This is a genomic window from Microbulbifer maximicatervae (SeqCode) (genome assembly GCF_052467825.1).
This window is the reverse complement of record NZ_CP174327.1, coordinates 795,334-818,228: the sequence shown is the minus strand read 5'-3', so window position 1 is coordinate 818,228 and position 22,895 is coordinate 795,334. Positions and strand designations below refer to the sequence as shown.

Annotated in this window: 20 protein-coding genes; 13 read left to right on the top strand and 7 right to left on the bottom strand. The window is 52.3% G+C overall.

Annotated features, from left to right (window positions below):
• Positions 1-42 precede the first annotated feature (42 nt).
• Entirely contained in the window at positions 43-1,686 is a 1,644-nt protein-coding gene (locus tag ACJJII_RS03545; protein WP_444918303.1) for an alpha-amylase family glycosyl hydrolase, read from the bottom strand.
• Positions 1,687-1,895: 209 nt separating this feature from the next.
• Positions 1,896-4,610, bottom strand: coding sequence for an HTH-type transcriptional regulator MalT (gene malT / locus ACJJII_RS03540; RefSeq protein ID WP_444918302.1), 2,715 nt, complete (start codon positions 4,608-4,610; stop codon positions 1,896-1,898).
• A 434-nt stretch (positions 4,611-5,044) separates the two neighbouring features.
• Between malT and ACJJII_RS03535 the strand changes: the two genes are divergently transcribed.
• The 9 genes from ACJJII_RS03535 (at position 5,045) to ACJJII_RS03495 (ending at position 11,780) form a co-directional block, all read left to right on the top strand.
• Positions 5,045-5,938, top strand: a complete 894-nt coding sequence (locus tag ACJJII_RS03535) for a hypothetical protein (RefSeq protein WP_444918301.1) — start codon at positions 5,045-5,047, stop codon at positions 5,936-5,938.
• A 50-nt stretch (positions 5,939-5,988) separates the two neighbouring features.
• Positions 5,989-6,639, top strand: a complete 651-nt coding sequence (locus ACJJII_RS03530) for an MBL fold metallo-hydrolase (RefSeq protein WP_108734664.1) — start codon at positions 5,989-5,991, stop codon at positions 6,637-6,639.
• 55 nt (positions 6,640-6,694) lie between these two features.
• Positions 6,695-7,309, top strand: a complete 615-nt coding sequence (locus ACJJII_RS03525) for a DUF2799 domain-containing protein (protein WP_444895986.1) — start codon at positions 6,695-6,697, stop codon at positions 7,307-7,309.
• Positions 7,310-7,392: 83 nt separating this feature from the next.
• The gene (locus ACJJII_RS03520; protein WP_444892114.1) at positions 7,393-7,821 is read left to right on the top strand and encodes a hotdog fold thioesterase; all 429 of its coding nucleotides are present in this window, start codon (positions 7,393-7,395) and stop codon (positions 7,819-7,821) included.
• A 33-nt stretch (positions 7,822-7,854) separates the two neighbouring features.
• Positions 7,855-8,562 (top strand): M48 family metallopeptidase, encoded by a 708-nt coding sequence (locus ACJJII_RS03515; protein ID WP_444918300.1) that lies wholly within the window; start codon positions 7,855-7,857, stop codon positions 8,560-8,562.
• Positions 8,563-8,605: 43 nt separating this feature from the next.
• Complete coding sequence (gene rlmD, locus ACJJII_RS03510; RefSeq protein WP_444918299.1) at positions 8,606-9,967, top strand: 23S rRNA (uracil(1939)-C(5))-methyltransferase RlmD; 1,362 nt, start codon at positions 8,606-8,608, stop codon at positions 9,965-9,967.
• Positions 9,968-10,028: 61 nt separating this feature from the next.
• Positions 10,029-10,397 carry a DUF2750 domain-containing protein gene (locus ACJJII_RS03505; RefSeq protein ID WP_444895989.1) on the top strand — a complete coding sequence of 123 codons (369 nt, stop codon included), beginning with the start codon at positions 10,029-10,031 and terminating at the stop codon, positions 10,395-10,397.
• Positions 10,398-10,452: 55 nt separating this feature from the next.
• Positions 10,453-10,827 carry a VOC family protein gene (locus ACJJII_RS03500; protein WP_444918298.1) on the top strand — a complete coding sequence of 125 codons (375 nt, stop codon included), beginning with the start codon at positions 10,453-10,455 and terminating at the stop codon, positions 10,825-10,827.
• 23 nt (positions 10,828-10,850) lie between these two features.
• Positions 10,851-11,780: an SDR family oxidoreductase gene (locus ACJJII_RS03495; protein ID WP_413663457.1), complete on the top strand. Its 930-nt coding sequence runs from the start codon at positions 10,851-10,853 to the stop codon at positions 11,778-11,780.
• Between the two features lie 6 nt (positions 11,781-11,786).
• Here the strand turns inward: ACJJII_RS03495 and mnmH are convergent, their stop codons facing one another.
• Positions 11,787-12,890 carry a tRNA 2-selenouridine(34) synthase MnmH gene (gene mnmH / locus ACJJII_RS03490; RefSeq protein WP_444918297.1) on the bottom strand — a complete coding sequence of 368 codons (1,104 nt, stop codon included), beginning with the start codon at positions 12,888-12,890 and terminating at the stop codon, positions 11,787-11,789.
• 351 nt (positions 12,891-13,241) lie between these two features.
• Between mnmH and ACJJII_RS03485 the strand changes: the two genes are divergently transcribed.
• On the top strand, positions 13,242-13,832 hold the full coding sequence (locus ACJJII_RS03485; RefSeq protein ID WP_413663455.1) for a hypothetical protein: 591 nt from the start codon (positions 13,242-13,244) through the stop codon (positions 13,830-13,832).
• A gap of 128 nt (positions 13,833-13,960) precedes the next feature.
• Entirely contained in the window at positions 13,961-15,802 is a 1,842-nt protein-coding gene (locus tag ACJJII_RS03480) for an SLC13 family permease (protein WP_444918296.1), read from the top strand.
• 11 nt (positions 15,803-15,813) lie between these two features.
• Here ACJJII_RS03480 and ACJJII_RS03475 read toward each other — a convergent pair whose 3' ends face one another.
• On the bottom strand, positions 15,814-16,260 hold the full coding sequence (locus ACJJII_RS03475; protein ID WP_413663453.1) for a CBS domain-containing protein: 447 nt from the start codon (positions 16,258-16,260) through the stop codon (positions 15,814-15,816).
• A 549-nt stretch (positions 16,261-16,809) separates the two neighbouring features.
• Between ACJJII_RS03475 and ACJJII_RS03470 the strand changes: the two genes are divergently transcribed.
• Together ACJJII_RS03470 and ACJJII_RS03465 are read left to right on the top strand one after the other, a co-directional pair.
• Positions 16,810-17,286, top strand: coding sequence for a DNA binding protein (locus ACJJII_RS03470; RefSeq protein WP_282931121.1), 477 nt, complete (start codon positions 16,810-16,812; stop codon positions 17,284-17,286).
• Between the two features lie 169 nt (positions 17,287-17,455).
• A complete protein-coding gene (locus ACJJII_RS03465) occupies positions 17,456-18,019 on the top strand; it encodes a SixA phosphatase family protein (RefSeq protein ID WP_444918295.1) in 564 nt (187 codons plus the stop codon).
• Here ACJJII_RS03465 and cobB read toward each other — a convergent pair.
• The 3 genes from cobB to ACJJII_RS03450 form a co-directional block, all read right to left on the bottom strand.
• Positions 18,016-18,726, bottom strand: a complete 711-nt coding sequence (gene cobB / locus ACJJII_RS03460) for a Sir2 family NAD+-dependent deacetylase (protein ID WP_444918294.1) — start codon at positions 18,724-18,726, stop codon at positions 18,016-18,018. The two genes, ACJJII_RS03465 and cobB, sit on opposite strands and share 4 nt — an antisense overlap.
• 195 nt (positions 18,727-18,921) lie before the next feature.
• Complete coding sequence (locus ACJJII_RS03455; protein ID WP_444892108.1) at positions 18,922-20,229, bottom strand: NAD(P)/FAD-dependent oxidoreductase; 1,308 nt, start codon at positions 20,227-20,229, stop codon at positions 18,922-18,924.
• A gap of 207 nt (positions 20,230-20,436) precedes the next feature.
• The gene (locus ACJJII_RS03450; RefSeq protein WP_444918293.1) at positions 20,437-22,719 is read right to left on the bottom strand and encodes a slr1591 family oxidoreductase; all 2,283 of its coding nucleotides are present in this window, start codon (positions 22,717-22,719) and stop codon (positions 20,437-20,439) included.
• Between the last annotated feature and the right edge of the window lie 176 nt (positions 22,720-22,895).

Sequence of the window (22,895 nt, the reverse complement as noted above, 5' to 3'; positions counted from 1 at the left end):
ACTCGAAAATGAGCTGGGCATCTTTTAAACATTGCTAATCAATTAGGCTTTTTTACGCAGCAGCACACAGGCATCTGCGGCAGCTAGCTCTAAGCTATTTCCTTCCGCATTGCCAGCAAACAGTGCCGGGGTAATATTGTGCGCACAGGAGAACTCGGCAGGTAATTCCAGGGTGCCACTGTTTTGCCCCAGGTTGAGAACAACCAGCATTTCTTCGCTGTCGCTGCGCCTTACAAAAGCAAATAAATCACTGCCGGTGTCGATCACTTCCTGCTCTGCTGTAGCCAACGATTGGGGTAGCTCCCGGTGCCATTCGATCAGTGCGCGGAAGCGGTTGAGCATGGAGCGTTGGGCGTCCTGCTGAACCTCTACCGCCCGTTGCTGGTGTTCCCCAGAGACGGGTAGCCAAGGTTTTGCTGTGGAAAAGCCCGCGTTGTCTTCGCTGGTATTGGTCCAGGGCATCGGTGTGCGGCAGCCATCGCGGCCTTTGAATTCCGGCCACAGATTAATGCCGTAGGGGTCTACCAGGTCTTCATAGGCAATTTCCGCTTCCGGCAGGCCCAGTTCTTCCCCTTGGTAGAGGCAGACACTGCCGCGTAGTGCCAATTGCATCAACAGGAATAATGGGGCCCTGGCATCGGCTTGGTCATCGCTAAAGCCTTTGTTCCAGCGGGTTATTGAGCGGGGTACATCGTGATTGCTGATCGACCAGCAGGGCCAGCCCTTCTCGATTACGTCGCGGTTTTTTTCCAGGGTTTCGCGCAGGAAGCCCGCACTGCAATTCTCGGTCAATAGATCGAAGGAATAGGCCATGTGCAGGCGTTTTTCCGTGGTGTACTCGGCCATGATTTTATGGGTATTGTCGTCGCCAACTTCACCTACGGTCACAGTGCCGGGATACTGATCCATTAACTGTCGTACCCGCTGGAGAAACACCAGGTTTTCCGGCTGGGATTTATCATTCTGGTGCCACTGGTAGTCGTAGTGATTGACTGGTGGCAGGCCTTTATCGTCGAGCTTGAGCGGGCGCGCCGGGTTATTACCCAGGGCCTGCTGGTGGAAAATAAAGTTGACCGCATCCAGTCGGAAACCATCTACACCCCGATCGAGCCAGAACTTCATATCGGCGAGCAACTGCTCCTGGACTTCCGGGTTGTGCACATTCAGGTCCGGCTGCTCTTTAAGGAAGTTGGCCAAATAGTACTGGCGGCGGCGGGTACACCAGCGCCAGGAGCCTCCTCCGAATACGGAGACCCAATTGTTGGGAGGGGTGCCATCTTCTTGAGGATCAACCCAGACATACCAGTCCGCTTTGGGGTTGTCGCGGTTGGCGCGGCTCTCCTGGAACCAGGGGTGCTGGTCTGAGGTGTGGCTGAGGATTTGGTCGATAATCACTTTCAGGCCGCGCTCGTGGGCCGCTTCGATCATCCGGTCGAAATCTCCCAGGTTGCCAAAAATAGGGTCTACATCGCGGTAGTCGGCAACGTCATAGCCAAAATCCACCATCGGCGATTTAAAGAAGGGTGAGATCCAGATGGCGTCTACGCCGAGGGATTTTACATAATCCAGTTTTTGCGTAATTCCGGGAATATCACCGATGCCATCTCCGTTGGCGTCGCAGAAGCTGCGTGGGTAAATCTGATAAATAACGCTATTGCGCCACCACTCATAGCTGTTGCCGCTCATGGATTACTGCCTTGTTTCATTATTTGAAATGTGGAGATAGTCCACCTTTAAAGGATAGGGTGAGTATGGAGCAGTCATTGGCGGGCTTCCTCCTCCCCGGCGAGGGGGGAGAGGGGGGTAAAGGGTGACTGGCCTTGGGTGGCTTGGTATCGGCAGGCGGGGATGAGGAGCATAGTGGGCACGTCCCTGTGCCGCTGGAGCAGGACTGTTTAGGGCTTGTCCTGGACTGAGCGAAGCATTTGCTCGGCCAGGGCGATGGCCTCCTGGCGATCCTTGACGTCCAGCTTTTGGTAGAGGCTGCGAATATGGGTCTTGATGGTGCTCGGCGCCACCTTAAAGTGACGGGCGATTTTCTCGTTCGACAGCCCCGAGTGAATCGCATTCAGTACCTGCCATTCCCTTGGGGTGAGTGGGGAGTGGCGCAGGAAGTCCGGCACAGCATCGCTGGCCAGTATCTCGCGGATAATGGTGTCATCCAGTTCGATGCGAATACCACCGTCCAGCTCTGGCTGCTGTTGTGCCGCTTTGATCAGTTGTTGGGCTTTGCTGGACTCCGCATCTCCCAGGCCATTTTCCAGGGCGGCTTTTAGGATAACGATTAAAGGTTTGCCGATTTGCAGGAAACTGGCGCGAAAATCCCGCTCGTGGGAGAGAAGCAGGGCTTCACTAATAGCCTCCACAGATTGGGGGTATTGCTCCCGCAGCCACAGCAAGTGGGATTCCAGCACCCGGTTGCGCAGGCGATCTGTCTCCAGGCCGCACTCGTTGGCAACTTGTTTCAGGCGGCTCAATAGTCGATTGGCATCGGACCAGTGGTGCAGCTCAATCATCGCACGCACATGGTTGCGCCCGTGGCACTGCTCAAAGTGATTGCTGGGCCTGTCGGCGACGGGAGTAGCCTGTTCCAACCAGCTGGCGATGGCCTGCTGATTGCCCAGGGCGCGCCAGGTGCGGATGCGGGTGGCATCGGCGTTGGCGATCCAGTCCCGGTGGTAGCGCCCGTCTGTGAGCAGGCGCTCGATACGCTCCAACCACTCCAGGGCATCCTCTTTCTCCCCCCGGGCCTGGGCGATTTTTAACAGCAGGGTGTACTCAGGTAGCAGCCAGTGCTCGCCGACCCGGCGGTTGATTTGCATACCTCGGCGAGCGGATTGCTCGGCACCTTCCAGATCGCCGGACTCCCATTGAAGCTGGCCGCGCAGCCGGCACACAAATTCCGAGATGGGCAGTGTGGACAGGTGATTTTTCTGCACCAGGGTCTGCACCTTTTCCTGCAGTGTGGACGCTTTCTTCAGCAGGCCCTGGGCAAAGGCGATCTCTGTCTGTTGGCAAATGGCCCAGGCGGCACTGGGAATATCCCGCTCGGCGATCGCCAGGGCTTCAACTTCCTGCATATAGCGGTTGGCCTCTTGCAGGGCACCCAGGCAGAAGCTGGTCTCACCGGTGACCAGCAGAGCAGAGATTCTCTCGCCCAGCTGGTCTGCGCGGAGTAGGGCCAGGGCTTCTTCGGCATACTCCTTGGCTTGCAGTGTCTGCCCTCGGGCAATGGCCACCTGGGCGCGCATGGTGGCAAAGGCGCCTTCAAAGTTGCGCCACTGTGCCGGGTCCTCCCGCTGCAGCCAGCTTTCCGAGGCCGCCAGGTTTTTCTCGCACAGGTCGTATTCAAAATTCTCCCGCGCCATTTTGGCGGACAGGAGGGTAAAGCGGGCGCTGTGTTGCAGGGCTTCGTCACCGAGCCAGTCGAGGCAGTCCCGCAGCAGGCGCGATTGCCCCGCGCGCAGAAGTTGTTCCCCTCGGTCGTTAAGCAGTTGCTTTAACCGCTCGCGGTCGCCCCCGGCCAGAGCGTGGCGCAGGGCCTCCACTGGCTGGTCTAATTCTTGCCAGGTATCACAGGCAGTGCTGTGCAGTTGCAGCAAGTGTTCGCGGTCATTGATTTGCCGCTGCAGGAAGCGGGCGAAGACCGGGTGGAAGCGGAACCACTGGCGACTTGAATCCTGCGCCTGCAGGAATAACCCCCGGCGCGCGGCTTCTTCCAGCAACTGCTGACCATCCTGCCGACCGGTAAGGCGCTCTGCCAGTTGGGCATTCACCCGGGTGAGGATCGATGTGCAGGAAAGGAGCTGGCGCAGTTGGGGTTCCAGCCGCTCCAGCACTTCCTCAGCCAGGTAATCGAGAATATGACTGTGGCCCTGCTCCAGCTCTGCCAGATAGCGATCCACTTCGTTGCTGTCGCGCACCGATAAAGTGAATAGCTGTACGGCGGGGGGCCAGCCCTCACTGAGGTGATGCAGTTGGGCTGCGCGGTCGCCGTCGAGATTAAACGGCAGGCGCTGCTTGAGCAGGGTGGCGATTTCCTCAATGTTGAGGGCCAGCTCATTACTGCCCAATTCCAGTAATCGCCCTTGAACTCGCAGAGTGGCCAGGCCCAAAGGCGGTTGGCTGCGACTAGTGAGAACAATACCGACACCGGCGGGGGCGTGGCGCAACAAAAAGCGGGTAGTGTCGTGCACCTGCTGGTTGTCGATCTGGTGGTAGTCGTCCAGCACGATGCGCAGTTCGCTAGGCAGCCCCCGCAGTTCCGACAGCAGGTGGCTCACCAGGGTTGAGGGGTCTGGGCGCTGGGGCGCGGACAATAACTGGTGAGTCTGGGGGATACCATTGCCGGTCGCCCTGTGCACACTTTCCACCAGGTAGCGGCAGAATTGGCTCGGTTCATTATCGCTGGCATCCAGCGTATACCAGGCCACCGGGTTGTCCTGCTGTGAGGCCCAGGAGGTAACCAGCGTGGTCTTGCCGTATCCCGCAGGAGCCGTCACCAACAGCAGTTGATCACTGTGGCATTGGTTCAGAACCGACAGCAGGCGCGGGCGCGATAGGGCGTGCTCGGGGCAATCCGGCAGGCTGTATTTGGAAGTTAAAAGCATCGCTGCGGGAGGGATTGTTATAAATGTTTGATTTTTGTACAGCCACTATTATGCACCAGGACCCGGGTATTGTTACAGCACTGTAATAGGCCAGCTTTCTGGTGATTCCGCCTCTTGGGTGGCAAATTGGAGTGGCGCCGGTTTAGCTTTGGGCAGTATATTACTATTCGGGTTAAATCGGTCATCTCAACCCGTCGCAATGCAGTTTCTGCGGCTCACTAGTGGGTACGTTAGTTCATATTTACTGTGATGTATCCACACTGGCTCGTAAAGGGATGCATGACTGTGCAGCTTCCCCTCGCGCCACTTTCAGTATTTTTTCGATTTTTCTTTGGCAGTGAGAATGCCCCTTGTGCGGGTTTTCATCAATGTTCATTCAATTAAAAAAGCCGAGCGCTGCGAAGGCGCCGATAGAATAATAAGAAGAGGAAGCCATGGCGGATATCGTAATCCTTGCTGCTGCGGGTATGGGGGCTGTGGATAACACGTTTGCAAAGCCACTGTTTTTGGCATTGGAAACCGAGCTTGGGGAGGAGTGGTCGCGTCTCTACTGCGCTGAATTACCCGGTCTGGAGCACTTCCAGAGCAATATCGAACGCACCTTTGAGAGTATGCAGAAACGCGAACTGGACTTCCTGCGTGCACGAAAATATTTACTCTTGGGGATGTCGCAGACAGCGGCGCAGTCCGGCAATGTGGATCGTCGGGATAGCAACTACGAAAAGACCCAGCGCGAGATCTATGCGGCGCTGGCCAAGGCCGCTGATCAGGTTGATGAGCGGGCCCCGGTGATATTGATCAGCCATTCGGTGGGTTGTATCAACCTATCTAATTACCTCTGGGACGCCCAGCGGCCCAATGTCAGTTGCGGTGTTTGGCGTGAAGGCGGTCCCGCAGGAGTTCACAAAGGGTCGGCGCGTGAGAGGTTTTTGCGCCTCAAGACCTTGAGCCATTGGTACACCCTGGGGCCGACAATGCCCCTGTGGTGCGCCGATCGACCCCGGGAGCAAATTCAGGCGGTCACCTCCAATACCCGGGGATACAATTTTCGCTGGAAGAATTTTTATCACCCCAATGACCTGTTTGGCTGGCCCCTTAAACCCCTGAGCCCCTCCTATAACCAGGCGGTGTGCCGAGACTATGAGACTTGTTCGCTGAGCGATCACGGCGCTTTGAGTTCAGTGGCTTTTCCCTCGCCCCCTGAGGATTACTGGCGGAACCCGAAAGTTGTTGAGCAGCTGATAGAGGATGTGCGCTCCCTGCTCAAGACGGTGAATAAGCCCGCTCATCGGCATCCACAACCCTCTCAGCAGGCTCTCGCGGTATAATCCCCAATTACCTCAACAGTCTCCTGTAAAAGATGAAGGGCCGCTTTCTTATGTCGCTGCAATATCACCTGGTTCCGGTTACTCCTTTCCAGCAAAACTGCTCGTTGCTGTGGTGTGAAGACAGTAAGCGCGCGGCTGTTGTCGACCCCGGTGGCGATCTCGATAAGATTCTGGCGGCGGTGGAGGAGCGAGGTCTCAAGCTGGAGAAAATCCTGCTGACCCACGGCCACCTGGACCATGTAGGCGGCACTGCGGCGTTGTCCAAGCAGCTCCAGCTGCCGATAGAGGGGCCGCATAAAGGCGATGATTTCTGGATTCAGCAGTTGCCCATGCAGGCGCAGATGTTTGGTTTCCCCGCTGTCGAAGTATTTACTCCAGACCGCTGGTTGGAACAGGGAGATACGGTTACTGTAGGGGATCAGGAACTGGAGGTGCACCACTGCCCGGGCCATACCCCTGGCCATGTGATTTTCTTCCACCGCCCCAGCCAGTTGGCTCTGGTGGGAGATGTTTTGTTTGCCGGTTCGATCGGGCGTACGGATTTCCCCCAGGGAGACCACGATACCCTGATTCGCTCTATCAAAGAGCGCCTATGGCCGCTGGGTGATGAGGTTCAATTTGTACCGGGGCATGGCCCCATGTCCACTTTTGGCCAGGAGCGCCAAACCAATCCTTTTGTCGCCGACAAGCGCTTTGGTTAAGTGATACCTGGATTCCAATAACAGGCGGGAAGTACAGCGCCGGGAGTCCCATTTTATGTTTGCAGGAAAAATACGCCTTTTTCTCGCCTTGCTGGTGCTGGGGTTAAGCGGCTGCGCAGTGATTTCCGAAGAGGAGTGCCGTGCGGGGCTCTGGTATGAGCGGGGCCTGCAAGACGGCGCTCGCGGTCGCTCACAGTCGCTGGTGTACGATATTGCCCAAGAGTGTGACAGCTACGACATGCATGTGGATAGCGATGCATGGCTGCAGGGCCATGAAGAGGGTGTAGAGACTTACTGCACTGCAGAAAATGGCTATCACCAGGGGCGTAGGGGGCGTAATTACCAAGGGGTTTGCACTGGCCCTACTGCTGATTTGTTTTTACAGAATTACGAGCGCGGTCTCGCCGAATACCGTATAGAGCAGCATTACCAGCGCCTTTTGTGGCGCCGGGATAATTTAGAGCGCGAGTTGCTCTCCCTGCATTACGCCTATCGGAACACTGATAGTGAAGCCCAGGCCCAGGCATTGTACTTGCAGCGCAGCCGCCTTCGCTGGGAGCTGCGGATGTTGGATATGGAGTTGTTTCGTTATGGCTTGTTTGGCCCCACGCATTTAACGCCCGGCTATTATCCCCCCGGATTTTTTTCTGCCAGATTATTTTATTGGTAAGTAAAAAAAATTGTTGGCCCTGAATATATGTAAAGAAGTCCGGGTTAATGCTCCGGTATTACACGCACAAGAGATTTATTGTAATGGCAATTTGGCATTTAGATCCTTCACTGGAAGAACTGAACCAGGGAATATCCCAATGCATGCCCGGCTACCTGGGAATGGAAATTACGGAAATTGGCGATGATTACCTGGAAGGGACCTTGCCCGTAGACCATCGCACTCGCCAGCCCTTCGGTATTTTGCATGGTGGTGCCAATGTCGTATTGTCGGAGACACTGGGTTCCATAGGTGCCAACCTATTAGTGGATACCGATAAATTTTATTGTGTCGGTCAGGAGGTTAACGCCAATCACCTACGCCCTGTCCCTGAGGGAGAGGTTCGCGGTCGTGCAAAACCCGTGCATATTGGGCGTAGCAGCCAGGTGTGGGAAATTCTGATCTATGCACCCAATGGGAAACTCAGCTGTATTTCTCGCATTACCATGGCTGTTGTAGCTCATGGTGCCTAGTATTATCTCTTGGGTTGTGTGTGGAGATCCCGCTTGAAACAGGCCCAGGATTTTATTTTTGAAGATATTCCCTATCGCTTGGTGCGCTCGAGCCGGCGCAAGCGACTGGGACTGGTACTGTCTTCCGGTGGTGTGGAAGTGCGAATTCCACAGCGTTGTGCAGCCCGTTATGGGCATGAATTCCTGCAGGAAAATATCCAGTGGGTGAGAGCGCAGTTACTCGCAACCGACCGGCGCGCCGCGCAGGTGCCGCAATATCAGTACGCTTTTGGTGAGAGTTTTCCCTGGCTGGGACAGCAGCTTCCCTTACAGCGTGCGACAAGCAGTAAAAGTGCCGGTATTGGCGATGGTGCTATCGGGCTTTATACCCGCTATCGCCAGCCCGATGACACGCAACTGCAAACTGCTTTACAACGCCTTTACCAGCGGGAAGCATTGGCATTGTTAACGCAAAAATCCCATGTGTTGGCCGAGCAGCTGGGGTTAAGTATTTCATCAGTAAAAGTTCGTCGCACCAAAAGCAAGTGGGGTCACTGTAGTATCCGCGGTGAGCTGCAGTTTAACTGGCTTGTTTGTCTCGCTCCTGAGCCGGTGGTGGATTACTTGGTGGCTCACGAGGTCTGCCATTTGCAACACCATAACCACAGCCGCGCTTTCTGGGATTTAGTCCAAAGTGTGTGCCCCAGATTTAAAGAGTTGCGCCGCTGGTTGCGCGATAACGGTCACCGCCTGACCCTGTAACTTTTTTCTATTCTTTAGTTGTACTGAATTCTCCCAATTAATTATGAGTAAGAAGCCCCGTTTTATTACTGGCCGCAAGCCGGTTAAAAAAAACTTGCCGAGCCGCGCTGAAGCGACAATAGAAAAATTTAGTCACGATATGCGCGGTATTGCCCGGGTGGGTGGCAAAACGGTGTTTATTGATAGTGCCTTACCGGGAGAGCAGGTTAAATTCCGCTATACCGCACGGCGCGGCCGTTTTGATGAGGGAATTGTTGAGGAAGTCCTATCGGCTTCAGCGGATCGGTGCGCGCCGCAGTGCGCCTATGTGGATTCATGTGGAGGCTGTTCGGTTCAGCACCTGGAGCCATCGGCACAAATTACTGAAAAGCAAAAAATTCTTTTGGATCAGTTGTCGCGCTTTGGTGGAATTGAACCTGAAGAAATACTGCCGCCGTTAACCGCTGATCCCTATGGTTATCGGCGCAAGGCCCGTATCGGCATTCGCAAATTGAAAAAATCCCAGGGTGGTGAGTTGCTTTTTGGTTTTCGAAAAAAGCACAGCAATGATTTGGTAGATATTGATGAGTGCCCGGTACTACATACAAAAATTGCCGAACATTTAGGGTCGCTAAAAAAACTTGTTGGCGAAAGTGAAGGCCGGGCAAACTTTTCTCATCTGGAAGTGGCGGTTGGAGATGATGTGACAGCTCTGGCGCTTCGCCATTTAAAGCCCCTGTCAGATAAGGACTTGGCGCTCTGGTTAACATTTGCTAAAAGTACCGGTATACACCTGTATATACAAGGTGGGGGTGATGCTTCACTGGAGAGAATCTGGCCGATAGAAGGGGCCGCTTATCTAAGTTATCAGTTGCCGGAATTTGACCTGACGCTGAGATTTAAACCGCAGGATTTTGTGCAGGTTAATTTTGCGATAAATCGGCAGATGGTGAGTCGAGCCGTTGAGTTACTCGATCCGCAACCCTCCGAGCGTGTATTGGATTTATTTTGCGGGTTGGGGAATTTTACCCTGCCATTGGCGCGTCGTGCAGCGGAAGTGATCGGGGTCGAAGGTGTCGGCGCTTTAACTCAACGGGGTGTGGATAATGCCGCTTTGAACCAATTACAAAATGTGCACTTTTATTCTGCCGACCTGAACGAAAAAATGGCAGGTGCGCCTTGGGCTGAAGCAGGTTTCGATAAAATCCTGTTGGACCCACCGAGAGACGGCGCTCTGGAGGCTGTGCGCGGGTTGGCGCGATTTTCTGCCAGTAGGATCGTCTACGTCTCCTGTAACCCGGCCACCCTGGCTCGGGATGCCGGTGAATTGGTGAAGTTGGGGTACCGGTTGAGTAAGGCGGGTGTCATGGATATGTTTCCCCATACCGATCATGTTGAGTCGATGGCAGTATTCGACAGAATTTAGGGCCTATTGAGGCCGGGAAAACTAACGTAAACTGCGGTAAAACCGTTTAAGCGAAGTTGTTATGCAAAGCGAAACCCTAACCGATAATTTTGAAGATAATTGCGCGCGCTTTTTGCCTGAAGCTGTAGGCCAGGGCTGCGTCTGGGCCCTGCAGGGTGAGGAGGGCTTTGCACTTTGTGAGTCTGAAAAGCGGGCCGATACTGAGGTTATGCCCTTTTGGTCGCAAAGAGAATTTGCACAAGACCACTGCGAAGGAGACTGGGCTGACTATGAGGCAGTGGCAATTGACCTGGAAGAATTTATGGATGACTGGCTCACCGGCATGCATGAAGATGTCTTATTGGTGGGGATAAACTGGAATGCCGAACTGGAAGGGGTTGAGATGGAACCCCTGGACCTGCTGGAGCAGTTGGAGCAAGAGCTGCAATAAACTGCGCCATAGTGCCCCACCCAGTGGATAAAAATTACTCAACGGGGTGTCTCAAATGGGGCAGATTCTTGGCTTGCGCAAAACAGTCTACGGAGTTGCCAACATTACCGAGGCTGTGGCCTGGTATACGCAGGTACTCCAACAGAAACCCAGCTATGAAAGCGATAGCTATGCGGCATTTAGTATTGGTGATTGCGAGCTCGGATTAAATGCCGATGCGCGCAGCGCGATCAGTCGGGCCGATGGTGTAGTTGCTTACTGGCAAGTTTTGGATTTGGCCGCGCAGATTGAGCGACTCGGTACTATGGGGGCGCGGCAGCACACGGATGTAGAGGAAGTTTCTGGACGTGTGCTGATGGCGAGCTTTCTCGACCCCTATGGCAATGTTTTCGGATTGATTGAGTACCTGCAAACGCCCATTGAGAGATAGGACCATTAAACGGAGCAGTTCCTGTGGATAAGCCGCCCATTTCCAGATTTCGTTCCCCCAATCGAAGTTTTGCTGCGGAAAGCCTTGCGCAAATTGGGCGGGGTTATGTGGTTCCGGATCGAGTGGCTTTAATTACCGGCTGCTCAAGCGGTATTGGGCGGGAACTGGCTTTGGCGCTACATCGCCGGGGAACCATAGTGATTGCCACGGCGCGCCGCCCGGAAAGTTTACAAGAGCTGGCGGACCTGGGAATTGCTACAGAGGCCTTGGATGTGAATTCCCAGGCGGATATCAATCGAGTGGTTCACGCAGTAAAAGCGGCATACGGGCGGCTCGATATTTTGGTCAATAACGCCGGTTACGGTCAGATGGGGCCATTGCTGGAACTGGACACGCGAGCACTGGAAAAGCAGTTCCGAACCAATGTATTTGCCCCTCTCGCTTTGATTAGGGCCTGTGTACCTTTAATGCGTTCGGAGCAGGGCGGAATTGTGTGTAATATCGGTTCGGTTTCCGGTGTAATGCCTACACCTTTCTCCGGTGCCTATTGTGCTTCTAAAGCGGCCCTACACTCCATTTCTGATGTTTTGCGACTCGAACTAAAACCCTTTGGCATTCGGGTAATGACGGTGCAACCCGGTGCGATCGCATCGGAATTTGGTCGCCACGCTGAGACATCCCTGCGCGGTCTTTTGCCGCCGGACTCCCTGTATAAACGGCAGGAAGAGGCGGTTAGGGCCCGAGCCCAGGAGTCCCAACAGAATGCTACATTGGCAAGCACACTGGCTAAAAAATTGGTGCGTGAGTTGCTGCGAAAACGCGCTCGTCCTTTGGTGCGTATTGGCAACCGCAGCAGCCTGTTGCCCTGGATGGCCCGCTGGCTGCCGCGCAGTTTTAGGGATTGGTTTTTAATGCGGAGATTTAAATTAAATCGCCTCGCTCACAAAAGCTGAGGATTGTTATTCTGGTTTTTGCAGTGAGTGGCTGGAATCCTTCAACCACTGTTGTACTTCGTTGTAGTTGCCTCGATACAGAATTTTCTGTTCCGATTTCTTCATAAGATGGTCGTAGCTGCCGTCATAGTATTCCCGCAACAGTGACACCACGATAGGGATGTACACATCACTATTATTCGTTCTCAGTAATTCTTGGTTAGCTGAAGCTAAGGCTTCGTTGAGCTGCTTGTAGCGCAGCCCTCCCAGGCGTTTACTGATTTTATTGAGATTGAGATGTAATTCTTCCCCCAAAGATTCAGCTGCTGATTTTTCACTGCTTTTAAAGCGCTCTAAGCCCTCGTGAACATAATCTTGCACAATGCGCTGTGCCCGTGTTTCCAATGGCTCCTCGACAAGAACCCGGGGAGCGGCCTTCATGGCGGTTTGCAATACTGGAGGAAGTGCGCAGCGTCCAATTAGACGGCTTTCATCTTCAATAGCAATAGCACCTGTCTGCTGGGAAAGCTTCAGCAGGTCGATACTGATCTGATTTTCAAAATCGATTTGTGAAGGTTGGCTACTACTGGTGCGGCCAAAGCTAGAACCTCGATGTTTTGCGATCCCCTCAAGGTCGATATACCGCCGCGCAGCCTGGATTAATTCCGTTTTGCCACTGCCGGTGTGACCAGCAACAACGATAAAGGGCAGCTGGGTACAATGCTTTTCCAGCTCGTTTAACAGGAACTGCCGCATGGCTTTATAGCCACCCTCTACTATCGGGTATTCAATATTATTCGAGCGTAGCAGTTTTTGTGTCATTCGGGAGCGCAAACCGCCTCGGAAACAGTAGAGGTAACCTTGGGGGTGTTTACGTATAAATGCGCTCCATTGTGAAAGACATAAGCTTCGCACTTCATCTGTTGCTAAACGCCAGCCAAGGTCAATTGCTGCTTGCTGGCCTTTGTTCTTGTACTCAGTCCCGATCAGTTCACGTTGGTGATTGTCAAGCAGGGGGTGGTTTCTTGCGGAAGGGAAAGCGCCGCGAACAAACTCAACTGGGGCGCGTACGTCCATCAGCGGAATATCATTCAGGAAGATGTCCGTGTAATTCGCAGTATCGGTCCGCAAGGTAGCACTCCTGCTTATTTAGAAAATAGGTGGTATTTGATTGTATCTCCATTTTCTTTCCAGGCCTATGGCAACTGAAGAAGCTACTTGTATATGCAATATATGATGTGCTTAGCGTTAGATGACAGTTTGATATTTACACCGGAAATTAATGCTCAGTATGAGAGAATACTTTTTTAATTTATTGCTCGATAGCTCAGTGTTTACATTTACTTTTTGAACCTAATGCGATTCCAGGTCACAGAAGGTAAATCTTAGCTTCCCTGAATTATTGCAGCTGATTTAAAAATCCTGGAAGCATTTGGATTACATAATGGGCGGGTTGCTCCTGCATGTATAGAGGATAAAAACGTGGCTAAAAAATATATCTATATCCCGATAAATAGCGATGAAATGCAGGAATATGCGGAGGGGTTGGCGAAAGCCTGGGGCATACCGGTGAATCAAATCCTGGCCAATAAAGTAACCTCCGGTTTTGGAAAAGCCATGTATCGGTGGGTGAACCAGTGTTTGAGTAAGCTGAATCCTGCCGATACCCTTTACATCGTAACCCATGGCACGGGTGCCGGGGATGGACAATTTATTGGTGCTGAGCGCTCCACGAGTAACAACAAGCAGAAAAAAGTATATGTAAACGGCATGCCTAACTGGCAGGGAGGAGAGTGGAAAACCTACACGCCTCGACAGCTAGCAGATACCTTGGTTAAAGAGGGGCTTCCTGCTAATTTCGTTAATTTACATGTTTGTGCCTGTGGTTCCGGCTACGATGGAGAAAAGTTAAGACCTTGGGCTCAACGCTTGCGCCAGGCGATGGTTGGCACCTATAGAAATATTCAGGTCACTGGATATAGAGGTTGGTTCTCCTGCAGTACTGCCAGGGTTTGTATTAAAGTAGGTACTCAGTTTTATCCATTGGAAGAGCGGGCAGTTACTTTCTCCTGAATTTTGTACCCCTAATGTAGCTGGGGTTATGGCGTAGAAGTGCGCTCCATGTAGTTTCCCGGGTATACCCTGAATAGATAGCTGAACAGAAATCTGAGCAGCTTTTATATTCAGGGATATCTTTCTCCATGACTGTTGACCAGTTACTAATCCTGATTATTTTAAGTGTCACTATAACCCTGTTTATATGGGGGCGGTGGCGCCACGATATGGTTGCTATAGCAGCCTTATTGACTTGTGTCTTTACCGGTCTGATTCCCCCGGAAAATGCTTTTATTGGTTTTGGCCATCCAGCGGTCGTGACTGTAGCTTGTGTGTTAATCCTGAGTCGTGGCTTACAAAATACCGGCGCAATGGATGCACTTGCACAACGAGTTGTCCGCAAAAGCGGGAGTATCTCAGTATCTATATTGTTACTCATAGGGCTCGGCGCGTTTTTATCTAGCTTTATGAATAATGTCGGCGCGTTGGCTTTATTAATGCCCGTGGCTGTGGATATGGCCGAGAAACAGAAAGTGGCACTGGGGAGGGTTTTAATGCCCCTGTCTTTTGCAACGATTCTGGGGGGAATGACCACACTGATAGGTACACCGCCAAACTTGGTCGTTTCCGGTTTTCGGGCGGATTCTGGCGCTGGTAGCTATGGGATGTTTGATTTCACTCCGGTAGGTCTGGCAGTTGCGATAACTGGAGTTTTATTTATTGCATTTGTTGGGTGGCGCTTGGTGCCTACACGCAACCGGACAGGGGCCTCCTCCTTTGAAACTGGCACATATTTAACGGAAGCACTTGTTGAGGAAAAAAGTGTAGCTGCCGGTAAAAATCTACGTGAAATTTCCAAGATGCTGGGAACAGAAGATGCCCAAGTTGTGGGTGTCGTACACAATGATGCCAGGGTCTCTCCCGCGACTCCCTGGCATAAGGTAAATAGCGGTGACATTCTGGTAATTGAAGCGGAGCCGGAAAGCCTTGCTACCTGTTTGTCCAATCTCAGTTTGAAAACTGTGGGGGCTCTTGGGTCGGATTCATCGGGTAAGGCTCGACAATCGGGTAGCAATAACACCGAGAGTGATTCTCAGAATAAGCCCCCAATAAAAGCACTGGCGGATCGTACCGAAATGCAGTTGCGGGAGTTGGTTGTCATGCCGGATTCCCCCTTAGTGGGGCGCCCTATGAGGTTTTCACGCCTCGCAGCAAGATACCAGATTCACTTGCTAGCACTCTCGCGCCAGGGGCGCCGTTCGGTGCGCCGGTTGCGCTCGACACCATTACTTGCCGGTGACGCTCTGTTAATGATGGGGGCGGATAGAAACCTAAATAGTTTCGCTAGGGAAAAAGGCTGTGTGCCTCTGGCCTCAAGGGATATCAGTATCCCCAACAAGGAGAAGGCGGCTATTGCTCTGCTGGCTATGGTGCTTGGTGTCGCCGGTGCAGCGTTCGGCCTATTGCCGGCAGCAATCTCGTTTGCCACCTGTGTATTGGCTTTTATGGCGTTGAAGATAGTGCCGTTGCGAAACGTTTATGACTCTGTCGACGGGTCCGTCGTCGTGCTATTAGGGACCTTGATTGCTGTTGCTGATGTGATGGAGTCAACTGGAGCTGCAGATTTGGTCGCTCAGGTTTTGTTGGATGTCCTGGCTCAGGGCAGTGCTGTTCTGGCCCTGGGGCTGATCCTGGTGGTTACCATGACCCTGTCTGATTTTATGAATAATGTCGCCACTGCGGCTGTGATGTGTTCAATTGCCATGAGCACAGCAGAACAACTGGCGGTGAATCCAGACAGTTTCCTGATGGCGGTCGCAATTGGAGCCTCTTGCGCATTTCTAACACCGGTTGGGCACCAAAATAACACCCTAATTCTGGGGCCGGGAGGGTTTGAATTTGGTGATTACTGGAAAATGGGGCTGCCACTAGAATTGTTGGTACTGGTTGTGAGTATCCCTATGTTGCTTTGGGTTTGGCCCCTGTAATCGCAGTGAGCTCAAGCAATAGAATCGTCTACAGGCTGGGCCAGCTCCGCCATAAACCTGCTACAAAAGCGCAAAATATCAGTTACAGTTACAATTCCAACCAGCTCGCCTTCCCGCATAACCAGTACCGAGCCAATGCCTGTATCCGCCATAGCTAAGAGAATTTTATCTAATGGGTCGTGGATATCTGCAATAAAGGGACGTCTGGCACATAGGTCATGTACATAAAGCTGCTGCTCCTCTAAACGGTGTCCCGGTGCATTGGCCCTTTCGATATCCCCTCGGGAAATGACCGTCTCCAAGTCGCCTGCACGTGTTACCGGCAGGTGGCGTACTTTGTGCTCCTCCATCATTGCCAGAGCATCCTCTACCGTGGCATTGATATCGATATGGTAGGGAAATGGCGTCATCAGAGCGGCCAAAGTCGGTATATGGTGGATATTATTGTGAGTGGACATAGTATGATCTGGGTATCCAATTGTATTTGGCAATATGCTCGATTACCGTTACACAGCGACTAATTTGCAATTGACGACTGCAGCTACAATATAGCTAATTGCGCTCCCTAGGGATATCCTTTTGAGATTGCAGATATGGCCGCCTTTGTTACACTTTTTAGCCCTTATTTTGAATTATTCCTATTATATTCAAAGGTAGGGACACAAATGGTTGATATTTGCCGGTGAAAGATTATTATTCGCGACCTCAGTCGAAAAATATAATCAGTGATTCGGAGTGTTTGCCGAACCGAGCTGAAATCGGCTAGTTTTTAATAATGTATTTGCCGAATATACCTAACATCAGAACTACACGATGTGTAGTGGTATCTACTCATGTATATCGGGCAATTCATAATATGCCGGACTAAACATCACTAAGTTGCTTGCCATTGGCCAGCATGGTGTTTGTTGATTTTTTACACGGTATATCCGAAATAACAATCTGTGTCGCCCAGCGCCACAGATATATCTCTGTGTTTTTTAATAACCGTCGTTGAGGTTTATTGAATGTTTCAGGAATACGAACAACTTGAACAACAAATCGCCGAACATCAGGCAAGAATCGAAGAGTTACAAGAGCAAATGGCTCAGGCTGAACGCAAGAAAGATGGCGTAATTGCCTATGATAAAGCACTGGTAAACCTTGCTGCTGAATATCACATGGATGAAGAGGAGTTCTTCGTTGCCCGTGGCCAGCAAATCGTTGAATGGTTGGTAGCACAGCTGGGTGATGAAGATCCTGCAGACTACGTACAAACCCTGAAGGCTCGCGTTGCCCGTCACCTCAAGAAGGAAGGTGACAGCCCCCGTCGCGGTCGTCGTGCAGCACCGGCAGCAAAGGCAGCAGAGCCCAAGCTGGAAACTGGTCACTATCGCAACCCGTATACCGGCGCTACTGTTGAAAAGAAAAAGCGTAATCCTAAGGCCCTGAGCCAGTGGATTGATGAGTACGGCCTGGATACCGTAAAAGAGTGGAAAATCTAATTCTGGATGACCACTAATTTGATGCCGGATATCCGGCATCAAATATTTTTTCAAAAATCGTTCGATTTTAATTCATCGCATTATTTGGCATTTTCGCCGCATCCTCTCTTTACTTACCTTATTATATTCAGCATATGTCTGCCCCGTTATTTACCTGGGAGTTTATACTGTGCTTTCAAGACTTAAGTCGTTTATTTTCTGTACACTTTTTGTTCTGGTTGGGGCTTCAAATTGGGTTTTAGCCGACTCTTCTGAGTCTCAGGTTATTTACTTAATACGCCATGCAGAAAAAGAGAAAGGGCCCGGGGTGGGTCGCGACCCTCATTTGACTGAGGCGGGCCAGCAGCGTGCTCGGCAACTCGCCTATATTCTTGGGGGAGTGGGTATAGATGCTATCTATAGCACTGACTACAACCGCACCCGGGAAACGGTTGAGCCTCTGTCAAAAGAGCTGGGGCTTGAAGTGGAAATTTATAACCCCAGAGATTTAAAAGAATTTGCTAACTCTTTGCAGAAGGCGGGAAATCGAATTTTAGTGGTTGGGCACAGCAATACCACTCCAAAACTGGCGGAATTGCTCGGCGGTGAAAAAGGGCGACCCATTCGAGAGGCTAGTGAGTTTGACCGACTCTATATCCTGGTGCGTGATAATGAGGGGGTAACCACTTTGATACAGCGCTATGGCCCGATGAAATCCTCGCAGACTGAAAATGCAGTTTCAGAGTCATCTTAATTAATAATTTCTTTTATAAAAGTATCGACTACCTGTGACGCCAGTCCGTGGCGGTGTTCCTTGAAGGCATCGCCGACACTACTGCGCTCCAGGTTCAACTCTATGGTGTGAGCTCCAGCCTGATTGGCACATTCAACAAATCCCGCTGCTGGATAGACGTTTCCAGATGTGCCAATGCTGATAAATAGGTCGCAATCGGACAACGCCTGATAGATAGTTTCCATTTCCAGAGGCATTTCTCCAAACCAGACCACATGGGGGCGAAGGTTTCCCGCCTGCTGACAACAACTACAGGTATCAGCTATCGAAAGATCCGAATTGAGGGGATATAGTTTTCCGCTCCTACGGCATCGCGCTTTTAGTAGCTCTCCGTGCATATGAATTAGCTGCTCACTGCCCGCGCGCTCATGCAGGTTGTCAATATTTTGAGTAACCAGTAAGTAATCCCCTTGGAATTTCTGTTCCAGTTCGGCCAAGGCGAGATGGGCGGGGTTGGGATGGATATCTGCAGATAGCAGCTGCTGGCGGCGTTCATTGTAAAATCTATGTACCAGTGCCGGATTGCGATCAAATGCCTCTGGCGTTGCGACATCTTCCAGGCGATGGTTTTCCCACAGGCCATCGGCACCGCGAAAAGTACCTATGCCAGATTCAGCTGAAATTCCTGCGCCGGTAAGTACAACGATTTTTTGATACTGTTTTTTCATTTTATATTTTCACGCTAGGGCTTTGCCTGGATCTACAGAGGAGCTCGCATCCAGCTCAGAGGTCTTAATTGATGGGCTGGTGTGACTCATAATGTTACCGCCCTGGCACTTCCATGTGCAGGGTTTATTGGTAGCACTATTAGTTAATTTTGCACTAACTTTCTAATTTTCCCTTAGCTCCATGGAATTGATCCTTTAGTGCATCTTGAGCTTCGGCTTCACAAACCGGTTCGCCTGTCCGATTAGGTAGAGCAGCATAGCTCTCGGCCAGCCGTGAATTGCCGCCAAGTGCATACGGTAGAGCGAGCGATAGGCAAGGCCAGCAAGGCGCCCTTCTACGGTAAGACTGCCTTTAACCAGCGCCCCCATCAGGTTGCCAACGGCAGTGTACTGACTGAGGGATACCAGAGAACCTCGATCGCGATAATAAAAATGATGCAAAGGTCTATCTTCAAATAGGGCAATAATATTGTCGCCAACCAGGGTAGCCATTTGCTGTGCTGCCTGGGCGCGCGGAGGCACTCGCTGGTGATTGCCATCGATGCAACTGGCGCAGTCCCCCATGGCAAATATCTTTGCGTCAGTTTGGGTCTGCAAAGTAGTTTCCACTTCGATTTGATTGAGTCGGTTGGTACTGAGGCCATCCAGCTGGGTGAGGAATCCCGGAGCTTTGACGCCGGCAGCCCACACTCGGATTGCGGCTGGGAGTTCCCTGCCACAGGAGGTGGTAAGTCCACGTTCGTTTGCTGAAGCAATATGGTGGCCCGTAAGGATATTAACCCCCATCTTGGCCAGTTCGCGTTCAGCATTATTTCCAATTCGTTTTGGTAGTGCTGGGAGTAGGTGCTCACCCCCTTCTATCAAGGTGATTTCCATCGCATTGGGACGAATGCGTCCATAGTTGCCGACTTGTTTTACGGCATCCACCAATTCAGCAGAGAGTTCTACACCGGTTGCACCGCCGCCAACAATTGCCACTTTTAACTTATCATCAACATGTGTCTCCAGCCGCAGGAAACGATTGAGAAGGTTTTGGTGAAATTTTTGTGCTTCGTTGCTGCTATCCAGGAAAAAGCAGTTTTCCCTGACGCCGGGGATATGAAAGTCGTTACTGTGCCCGCCGATACACAGCACTAAATAATCGTATTCCAATTCCCGTGCGGGTACTAACTCGCTACCGTCCTCATCATTAACAGGTCCGAGCCCGACTACCTGTCGTTCACGATCCAGGGACTGCAGGCTACCCAACTGAAATTCATAGCCGTGAATGCGGGCATGCACTTGATAATTCAGTGCATCCATATTGGCATCCAATGCGCCGGAGGCAACCTGGTGTAGCAGTGGTTTCCAGAGGTGGGTGCGATTTCGATCAACCAGAGTAACTTGTGCAGCGGGGGACTTGCGGCGGCGCTTAAAGAAAGGGGTAAAAGAAAAATATTGACCGAGCCGCGTAGCCAAATGCAGGCCGCTGGCACCGCCGCCAATAATGACGATCTTTTTCATAGGGGTCTTCCTGTCGATTGCTAAAAGCCGACTCCCCAATCTGTGAAGACCTTTTTTGGTATCGGGAAATATGTCACCGATGTTTTTTCTAACGCCAGTATGTCGCGCTGAAAGACAGATGACAAGTTAATAAAGTCGGTGAAGGCCTCTCTCAATAGAAATCATACAAAGCTCATAACCGGCTGTTGTTCCGGTTTCGCAAAATCCTTAAACCTGGCCTGGTACTGTCTCGTTGTCCTGTGAAATTAGCGCTCGCCAGTCTGCAGACTTGCGCAAGTGTACGCTTACTTCTGGATTCTGTGAGTCTGTTACTACACCGATAATTGACGCCTGGGTGTAACCGCGTTCTAGCAGTGCGCCCACGCAGGCTTCGGCTTGGTCAATAGGAACAGCAGCGAGGAGCCCCCCGCAAGTCTGTGGATCGGTAATCAATGACCACTGTGGCAATGGCTGCCACTCCTGGGGGTTTTCTACAAAGGCGTAGGCATTGGCGTTTTGCGGTTGCAGGCTGGATAGCCATCCGCGCTCGATACAAGTGGCGGCGCCGGAGATTAGCGGTAGATTCTCAGCGATCAGTGTCGCGCTTAACCCTTCAGGGCCGAGCATTTCCAATAGGTGGCCCAGCAGGCCAAAGCCCGTGACATCTGTCAGCGCATTGGCGTTATGGCGGGCAAATATCTCTGCGGCGTCGGCATTGCTATGTAACATGGTTTCCAGCGCCTGCTGCAACCATAGGCCTTTAGCCTCTCCCGCGCCCTCTGCTGCCAGGATAGTGCCTACTCCCAATGGCTTGCTCAGGATCAAGCAGTCTCCCCCGCGGGCCCCCGTTTTTTCCAGGAGCTGCTCCCGCTCGGAAAATCCATTGACGGTTAGGCCCATTAGCATTTCAGAACCTTCGGCGGTATGCCCTCCAGATAGGGCACAGTGGTGCCGGTTCAGCTCGTGGATGGCGCCTGCGAGCAACTGCTGTAGGTCTCGCCGGGTAATTTCCTCTGCAGCCGTAGGCAGGGTTGCAAGGATTTGTGCAGTGGCGGGTCGAGCATTCATAGCAAATAGGTCGGATAGGGCGTGCAGAGCCGCCAGGCGACCAAATATCCACGGATCATCTACAGGTGCACGCAGTTGGTCGGAGCTCTGCACTAATAAATGATTAGCCGGCAGGTCCATAACTGCGGCATCATCACCGACGCCCTTTAACAGGTATTCCGAATGCTGATCCGGAAGGGTCGCCAGCGTGCGGCGCAGGATGTCGGCTCCAACTTTTGCGCCACAGCCATTACAGCGCATAGGAGATAGAGAAGAGCCTGAGCGCTGGTCGACGATGTCTTTGGTTTTGGCAGTGTGATCAGCCATGTCCATTGGCAGCTCACTGAAGCGTCGCATAAATGTGCGGTCGATAGAGTCTTTCCATCGCCACATCAGACCGCTTGCAGCGGCGAAGCCATTTCGAACTGCCACAGCCCGCTTGCCACCACAGGAGAGCAGGCTGAGAAAATCTTTTTGTGGCCGGTATTGTTTTAAGCGGCGTCCGGTCAGGGAGGCGCGCAGATTGTGAAATAGAACTGGCCCCTGGCGAACGGCGTAAACCCCGGCCTTGGGTAGAGGCTCTGGGGCGAAACTGGCCACATCACCAGCTGCAAAAACGTCTTCCCGCCCCTGGACGCGAAGTGTTTGATCCACCACCACAAAGCCTTTGTCATCGAGGGACAGGCCCGAGTTGGCCAGCCAGGGGGGAGCACAGGCATTGGTGGTGAGTATTACTTGATCGAGGGGCAGGCAGTCACCGCTCCCATTAACGACACCCTGTTCGGTAATTTCATTAACGGTCCAGTTATGGTGTAACTGAACCCCTAGCCCTTGCATCTCCTTTGAGACTAATTTGCGTGCTCTGACTGGATAGCCCTGGGGAATTGCTGCGGCGCCATGAATCAGGTGAACCTCTACCTGCTTTTTCTTAACGGCACCTTGTAAAGCGTGAGCCATTGCCATCGACAGCTCGCAACCTCCGGCACCGCCGCCGACAACTCCTAAGCGGAAAGGTGAGGTGTTTTCACCAACCTGTTTTTGCAGCTTTTGCCAGAAACGGTAGAAATGCCCGATAGGTTTTACCGGGATTGCCAATTCGGAGCCCGGTAACTCGCGGGCGGGAGTCGCGCCGACATCCAAAGAGAGCAGGTCGTACTCTATGGGAGGTCTACCCAATAGGGATACGGTGCGATTATCGATGTCAATTTCGTGTGCACAGGCCTGTATAAAGCGGGCACCAGCGGCCCGGCAGAGCCTGGCAAGATCTATATGAGTGTCTTCCAGGGAGTAATGGCCTGCAACCATTCCGGGCAACATACCGGAGTAGGCGGTTTGCACTTGGGGAGAGACCAGGGTCAGACGCGCGCCTGGCAGAGGGTTCATGGCCCACATTTGCAGCACAATAGCATGGCTATGGCCGCCGCCGACCAAAAGGATGTCCTGGTAGTTTGGATGCTCCTGCATGTCTACTCACTGGCTGGGTAACAGAAAAAATGAGAGGCGGTAAGGATACTGGCTTCCCAAACTTCCGCGCCGCGCAAATACACCCCTGGATAAATAGTAGACAGTTCGCATTTGACTGCGAGCGAATGGACGACGCAGCTGCTTATTATCGCGAATAGCAGCGCCAAGGCAAAAAA